This window comes from Streptomyces sp. SD31 (assembly GCF_052068475.1).
Lineage (GTDB): Bacteria > Actinomycetota > Actinomycetes > Streptomycetales > Streptomycetaceae > Streptomyces.
In genome coordinates this window covers 20,689-28,140 of the sequence record NZ_JBQHCX010000035.1, presented here as the reverse complement: position 1 = coordinate 28,140, position 7,452 = coordinate 20,689, and the positions used below count along the sequence as shown (strand labels likewise).

Below are 7,452 nucleotides of genomic sequence, written 5' to 3'. Positions count from 1 at the left end.
TCTCGATCCGATTTCCTCGGTGCTTTCCAGGTTCTCGCTTTCGCGTTTCCCTTTCCGGCGGCTCCGACTTTATCAGAAGTTTCGGACCGGACTGACCGGCCACTCATTTCCGAACTTATCGGGAGGGGCTTCTTGGGAATCGATGTTCCACTGAAGCAGACAGATGCTCACTCTGCCCGGGGCGGGATGTGCATCCCCTTCCAGGCAACTGTTCGAATCTACCTCCCCACTCGCTCCGTGTCAACGGCTCTCGTGGGGCGAAGAGGAGACTAGCAGCTCAGCAGGGGTGGTCGCACATCAGGCGGCCGTCGGCACGGCGGCGCTTTGCTCGGCTGCCTCGACGTCGCCTGTCTCACCGGCGCGGGCGGCACGTCCGCCGAGGACATAGACGTAAGCGAGGAAGGCCAGTTCAGCGGCGATGCCGATGCTGATGCGCGCCCACGTGGGCAGGCCCGACGGGGTGACGAAGCCTTCGATGGCGCCGGAGACGAAGAGGACCAGCGCGAGGCCTATCGCCATGCCGATTGCGGCTCGGCCTTCCTCAGCGAGGGCGGAGCGTCGGGTGCGGGGGCCCGGATCTATGACGGTCCAACCGAGGCGTAGGCCTGTGCCTGCGGCGACGAAGACCGCGGTCAGTTCGAGGAGGCCGTGCGGCAGGACGAGACCGAGGAAGGTGTCCAGGCGTCCTGCCGAGGACATCAGGCCGAAGCCGACACCGAGGTTGAGCATGTTCTGGAAGAGGATCCAGAGCACTGGGAGGCCGAGGAAGACACCGAGTATCAGACACAGGGCGGCGGCCCAGGCGTTGTTCGTCCATACCTGGGCCGCGAAGGAGGCTGCGGGATGGCTGGAGTAGTACGTCTCGTACTGGCCGCCGGGGCGGGTGAGCTCGCGCAGTTCGCTGGGGGCCGCGATGGTGGCCTGCACTTCGGGGTGCGTGCCTATCCACCAGCCCAGGAGAGCCGCGACGAAGGTGGACAGGAGCGCTGTGGGTACCCACCAGTGGCGCGAACGGTAGACCGCGGCTGGGAAGCCGTGGGCAAGGAAGCGGGTGACATCGCGCCAGGATGCGCGTCGCGTGCCTGTCACGGCGCTACGCGCGCGTGCCACCAGTTGGCTGAGCCGGCCCGTCAGCTGCGGGTCCGGGGCGCTGGACTGGATCAGGGAGAGGTGGGTGGCTGTGCGCTGATAGAGGGCGACGAGTTCGTCGGCCTCAGCGCCTGTGAGGCGGCGCTGGCGCCCGAGCAGGGCGTCGAGGCGGTCCCACTCGGCTCGGTGGGCGGTGACGAAGACGTCGAGGTCCATCTGCTTTCCTGCTCCCCGGCTGTTCGTCGGCGACTCGTCGTAGATGTCAGCTTGTCTTACTGCGACGCAATGCGCCCTCAGCTTGGCAGACTGGCCATTCCAGGGGCAGGTCAGGGGAAGGACGGACCGCGTGAGTGAGCTGGTGACGGGCGAGGCGGTGGCGCTGGAGTTGCGCCCCGCGAAGCTGCCCAGTAGGGCGCTGGCCGTGCTGCTGGATCTGGCCGTAGCGGTGATCGCCTACCTTGTCGTGACCATTGGGGTGGTGGCGGCCACTGCCTCTCTGGACGAGGCGGCGCAGACCGCGCTGTCGATCGCGATGTTCGTTCTGCTGCTGGTCGGGGGGCCGATCGCGGTCGAGACGCTCAGTCACGGGCGCTCTCTTGGGAAGTTGGCGTGCGGGCTGCGGGTGGTGCGTGACGACGGCGGACCGATCCGGTTCCGGCACGCTCTGGTGCGTGGCCTCATAGGTGTGATCGAGATTCTGATGACGCTCGGCGTCATCGCCGTCATCGCTTCGCTGGTGTCCGCGCGTGGGCGGCGGCTCGGTGACGTGTTCGCCGGAACTCTCGTCGTACGGGAACGGGTGCCCCTCGCCCGGGCGGGCTTCGTTCCTCCCCCTCCGCCGTGGTTGGCCGGACGGTTCTCGGAGCTTGACCTGTCGGCGGTTCCGGATGGGCTGTGGCTGGCCATTCGTCAGTACCTGACGCGGATGCAGCAACTCGACCCTCAGGTCGGATGGAGCATGGCGGAGCGGCTCGCGACGGACCTCGCGGCGCGTACGGGCGCTCCGGCGCCGCAGGGGGTGCCGCCGGCGGCATATCTCGCGGCGGTTCTGCAGGAACGGCAAGCGCGGGAGGCGCGGCGTGCCTTCGGCAATGGGCGGTCTGCGGATGGGGTGAGCCCAGGGGGTGGTGCGGGGGCTGCGACTGGTGCGCCGGGAGCGTACGGCCCGCCGGCCATGCCGCCCACCGCTGCTCCGCCTCTTCCTGGCGCGTACGGCGAAGTAGAGGTTCCGCTCGGCGCTCAGTCCTCAGGTCGGGCGGAAGGGGACCACTCCCAGGTACCACAGGACGCCGTGCAGCAGGTCTCGGCGCCGCAGGAGGCGCCGTCGACCGACCGGCCCACCACCGGCTTCGTCCCACCGGCGTAGTACCTCAGCGGGCAAGCACGGGCTGCCGCAACGATCGGCGGTTCAGCGAGCCCGCCCGCTCGACCCTGCCGAACTGCCGCACGCCTGGCCCGCTCTCCGCGCCGGCTCAGTGCCTGCCCCCGTCCGGCCTTCTCATCTGCCCGGCGTCGCTCAAGCGAACGTCGACGGCGGCGAGTCCAGGTCCTCCAGTTCGATGCCGGGTGCCGCGAGGACCACGTCGCCCGCGATGTGTACGGCGTGCTGCTCGCCCGTGTCCAGGGCTGTGACCTGGTACTCGTCCACGGTCAGGGGGGCGTTGTCAGTGGCGTGTGTTTCTCTGTTCACCAAGGCCCAGGACTGGTCCACGGTGCGCGGGGCGAGGACCAGGTCTGTGAAGACCACGAGGCGTACGCGGGTTGCCGGGGCGGAAGGGGTGAGGCGAAGGAGGCGAGTGGTGGCGATGAGGAACGCGGGGGACGTCCCGGTGAAGGCATGGGCGCGCACATTGCCTTCCGTGGCGTGAGCCCCGGTGGGGTCGGTACGGACCCAGGTGACGCCGTCGAGGGCGGCGCCGCGTACCTGCCAGCCGGCCGCGTGGAGTTCGAGGCGGATGGGGCGGCCGAGTTCGTCCAGGGTGAGGTCGACGGAGCCGCTGTGATCGCCCCCGGGGGTGGTCAGCTGGGAGACGTAGCGCCAGCCGGAAGGGCCGGGGGCGCAGTGGAAGTGCTCTTCTGCGAGGGGGGTGTGATCGTGCGGATCGTGGAGCGAATAACGGCCGCGGGGCATCGGGGTCCTGGGTCTTGACGGGCTGGTCCGGCCACATGGCCGGAGTGGCCACGCGAGCCAATGGGGCAGGCCCCCGGCACGGGGGTGCGGGGGCCTGCCTCTGAGGATCTGCTGCTGAGCGGCGTGCCGGTGCACGCGGCAGCGGTTCGGCTCAGTACCGGTAGTGGTCCGGCTTGTACGGGCCCTCGACCTCGACCCCGATGTACGCGGCCTGTTCGGGGCGGAGCGTCGTCAGCTTCACACCGAGCGCGTCCAGGTGGAGGCGGGCGACCTTCTCGTCCAGGTGCTTGGGCAGCGTGTACACACCGGTCGGGTAGGCGTCCGGCTTGGTGAACAGCTCGATCTGGGCCAGGGTCTGGTCCGCGAAGGAGTTGGACATCACGAAGGACGGGTGACCGGTCGCGTTGCCCAGGTTCAGCAGGCGGCCCTCGGACAGGACGATGAGGACCTTGCCGTCGGGGAAGGTCCAGGTGTGGACCTGCGGCTTGACCTCGTCCTTGACGATGCCCGGGACCTTGGCGAGGCCGGCCATGTCGATCTCGTTGTCGAAGTGGCCGATGTTGCCGACGATCGCCTGGTGCTTCATCTTGGCCATGTCCGAGGCCATGATGATGTCCTTGTTGCCGGTCGTGGTGATGAAGATGTCGGCCTTGTCGATGACCTCGTCGAGGGTCGTGACCTGGTAGCCGTCCATCGCCGCCTGCAGGGCGCAGATCGGGTCGATCTCGGTGACGATGACACGGGCGCCCTGTCCGCGCAGGGACTCCGCGCAGCCCTTGCCCACGTCGCCGTAACCGCAGACGACCGCGGTCTTGCCGCCGATCAGGACGTCGGTGGCGCGGTTGATGCCGTCGATCAGGGAGTGGCGGCAGCCGTACTTGTTGTCGAACTTCGACTTGGTGACGGCGTCGTTGACGTTGATCGCCGGGAACAGGAGGACGCCGTCGCGCTGCATCTCGTACAGGCGGTGGACGCCGGTCGTGGTCTCCTCGGTCACGCCGCGGATCTCGGAGGACAGCTGGGTCCACTTCTGCGAGCCGTCGGTGATGGTGCGGTGCAGGAGTTCGAGGATGACGCGGTGCTCGTCGGACTCGGCGGTGTCGACGTCCGGGACCTTGCCGTCCTTCTCGTACTCGACGCCCTTGTGGACGAGGAGGGTGGCGTCACCGCCGTCGTCCAGGATCATGTTCGGGCCGCCGGTGGGGGTGTTCGGCCAGGTCAGGGCCTGCTCCGTGCACCACCAGTACTCCTCCAGGGTCTCGCCCTTCCAGGCGAAGACCGGGATGCCCTGGGGGTTGTCGGGCGTGCCGTTCGGGCCGACGGCGATCGCGGCGGCGGCGTGGTCCTGGGTGGAGAAGATGTTGCAGGACGCCCAGCGGACCTGGGCGCCGAGGGCGGCCAGGGTCTCGATGAGGACGGCGGTCTGCACGGTCATGTGCAGGGAGCCGGTGATGCGGGCGCCGGCCAGCGGCTGCGCCTCGGCGTATTCCTTGCGGATCGCCATCAGGCCGGGCATCTCGTGCTCGGCGAGGGTGATCTCCTTGCGGCCGAACTCGGCCAGGGAGAGGTCGGCGACCTTGAAGTCCTGTCGGTTCTCGACAGTCGTCATTACGAGCTGCTCCTCGGGGTTTGGGTCGAGGGTGGGTACGGCTGGTCTGCGCGGCGGCGGACACCGGGGTGCCCGAAGAGGACACAGGCATGCCCGCGTACGCGCAGCGCAGTTCGTCGGAGGCCCTCTCTCCCTCGGTCGGTCCGTGTCGGGACCGCCCGACCGCCATCAGCAGCGACGTCTGGCTCTGTCCCAAGCTACACCGGGAGGCCCGGCCGTCCCCAGTCCGCCTCCGAACAGATCAGGCCATCAAGGGAGCTGTGTGGGGACGGACGAGGGGGCGTTCAAGGGTCGGGTGGCAGGTCACGTGACGGTCGGGTGCGGGAGCGATAACAGGACACCAACGAACCGCGAACAGGAGGCGGCAGACCGGGATGATGCGGAACCTTTGCACCTTTGAGCCTGCGGCGAGGTGGTGCAGGATGCCAGGGACTCGGAACATCCGATCGATCTTGTGGGACGTCCGGGACGGCGTTTCCGCATGACAAAGGCGTTAGGAGATCGACGTGACAAGTCCGGCCGGCCCTCCCCTCACGGGCAGTGGCGGTGGCGAGCGAAAGCGGTTGAAGCTGCTCGCGGTGACCGCGTGCCCGACCGGCATCGCGCATACGTACATGGCGGCGGAGAAGCTCGCGCAGGCCGCCGAGAGCCGCGGTATCGAGATGAAGGTGGAGACCCAGGGATCCATCGGGGCTGAAAACGTCCTCGATGACAACGATGTCAAGCACGCGGACGGCATCATCGTCGCTGCGGACAAGGACGTGGACCTGAGCCGTTTCGCGGGCAAGCGGGTCCTCACGGTCGGGGTGGCGGAGGGCATTCACCACCCCGAGCGGCTGATCGAGCAGGTGCTGTCGGCGCCCGTGCACACGGCAGGGGTCACTTCCACGAGTCCCGCGGCCGGCGGCAAGGAGCGGAGCGTCGGGTACAAGGCGCTGATGAACGGGGTCAGTTACATGATCCCGTTCGTCGTGGTCGGAGGGCTGCTGATCGCGATCTCGCTCTCGCTGGGCGGGCACACCGACCCGTCGGGCGGTCTGGTCATCCCGAAGGACTCCTTCTGGATGGACATCAACAACATCGGCGTCATCGGCTTCACCCTGATGGTGCCGATCCTGTCCGGCTACATCGCGTACGCCATCGGGGATCGGCCCGCGCTCGTGCCAGGCATGATCGGCGGCTGGATCGCCAATACGGGTTCGCTGTACGACTCCAAGGCGGGGGCCGGGTTCATCGGGGCGATCGTGACCGGGTTCCTCGCCGGGTATCTGGTGCTGGGGATCAAGAAGGTCAAGGTCCCGAAGTTCGTGCAGCCGATCATGCCGATCATCGTGATCCCGATCGTGGCGACCACGGCGCTCGGGCTGTTCTTCATCTACGTCATCGGGAAGCCGATCTCCTGGGTGTTCGAGCACCTGACCAGCTGGCTCAGCGGGATGACCGGCACGAGCGCGGTCCTGCTCGGGACGATTCTCGGGCTGATGATCGCGTTCGACATGGGCGGGCCGGTCAACAAGACGGCTTTCCTGTTCGGCGCCGGGCTCATCGCGACCGGCAACCAGACGGTCATGGGCATGTGCGCGGCCGCGATCCCGGTCATGCCGCTGGGTCAGGGTCTGGCCACGCTGATACGGAAGCGGCTGTACACCGAGCAGGAGCGGGAGACGGGGCTCGCCTCGCTGTTCATGGGCTGCTTCGGCATCTCCGAGGGTGCGATCCCGTTCGCCGCGGCGCGGCCCGCGCAGGTCATCCCCGCCAACATGCTCGGCGGCGCGGTGGCCGGTGCGATCGCCGGGGTCGCGGGTGTCGAGGACGCGGTACCGCACGGCGGGCCGATCGTGGCCGTGCTGGGCGCGGTGAGCGGCGTACCGATGTTCTTCGTGGCCGTGGTGATCGGCTCTGTCTTCACCGCGCTGACGACGGTCGCGCTGATCGACGTGAGCGAGCGCAGGCGGCGTGGCGAGACGCTCGCCGGTACGGGTACGGCCGGGCCCGAGCCCGCGCTGGTCGGGGCGGGCGTCGGAGGGCCTGGCACCGGTGCCGTCGGCGAAGGGCCGGGGGCCGCCGGTGCCGTCGCGGCGCAGCGGGTCGTACACGAGTCGGAGCGCGAGGCAGATGCGGTCGACACCGCTGATGCGGGCGCCGCCCCGGCCGAGGTTCTCTCCGGCTATCTCACCGAGCGGACCGTGAAGGTCGAACTCGGTGCGGCCGACAAGGAGTCCGCGATCCGGGAGTTGGCCGAGTTGTCGGCGCGCACCGGGAAGGTCGCGGATGTGGGCGAGCTGGTGGCGACCGCGCTGCGGCGGGAGGCGCAGGGGACGACCGGGCTCGGGGAGGAGATCGCGATTCCGCATGCCAAGACGGATGCGGTGACCGCGCCGGTCGTCGCTTTCGCGCGGTCCGCGGAGGGCGTCGAGTGGGGCTCGCTGGACGGTACGAAGGCGAGGCTGATCTTCATGATCGCCGTACCGGAGGCGGCTGCGGGGGACGAGCATCTGCGGATTCTGGCGCTGCTGTCGCGGAAGTTGATGGACCCCGGGTTCCTGGAGCGGTTGCTGGCCGCGCCGGACGAGTCGGCCGTCCTCGGGGTGCTGCGCGAGGTCGGGTAGTCGCGTGACCGGGT

5 protein-coding genes are annotated in these 7,452 nt (G+C 68.7%); 2 read left to right on the top strand and 3 right to left on the bottom strand.

What is annotated here, in order from left to right:
• Positions 1-297: 297 nt before the first annotated feature.
• On the bottom strand, positions 298-1,305 hold the full coding sequence (locus ACTMVF_RS42200) for a stage II sporulation protein M (protein WP_441276397.1): 1,008 nt from the start codon (positions 1,303-1,305) through the stop codon (positions 298-300).
• Between the two features lie 130 nt (positions 1,306-1,435).
• Here ACTMVF_RS42200 and ACTMVF_RS42195 point away from each other — a divergent pair, with 130 nt between their 5' ends.
• Positions 1,436-2,455, top strand: coding sequence for an RDD family protein (locus ACTMVF_RS42195; protein WP_441276396.1), 1,020 nt, complete (start codon positions 1,436-1,438; stop codon positions 2,453-2,455).
• Positions 2,456-2,605: 150 nt separating this feature from the next.
• Here ACTMVF_RS42195 and ACTMVF_RS42190 read toward each other — a convergent pair whose 3' ends face one another.
• Together ACTMVF_RS42190 and ahcY are read right to left on the bottom strand one after the other, a co-directional pair.
• Positions 2,606-3,220, bottom strand: coding sequence for a hypothetical protein (locus ACTMVF_RS42190; protein WP_441276395.1), 615 nt, complete (start codon positions 3,218-3,220; stop codon positions 2,606-2,608).
• A gap of 151 nt (positions 3,221-3,371) precedes the next feature.
• A complete protein-coding gene (ahcY, locus tag ACTMVF_RS42185) occupies positions 3,372-4,829 on the bottom strand; it encodes an adenosylhomocysteinase (RefSeq protein WP_441276394.1) in 1,458 nt (485 codons plus the stop codon).
• Between the two features lie 506 nt (positions 4,830-5,335).
• Between ahcY and ACTMVF_RS42180 the strand changes: the two genes are divergently transcribed.
• Positions 5,336-7,438, top strand: a complete 2,103-nt coding sequence (locus tag ACTMVF_RS42180; RefSeq protein ID WP_441276393.1) for a fructose-specific PTS transporter subunit EIIC — start codon at positions 5,336-5,338, stop codon at positions 7,436-7,438.
• Positions 7,439-7,452 lie beyond the last annotated feature (14 nt).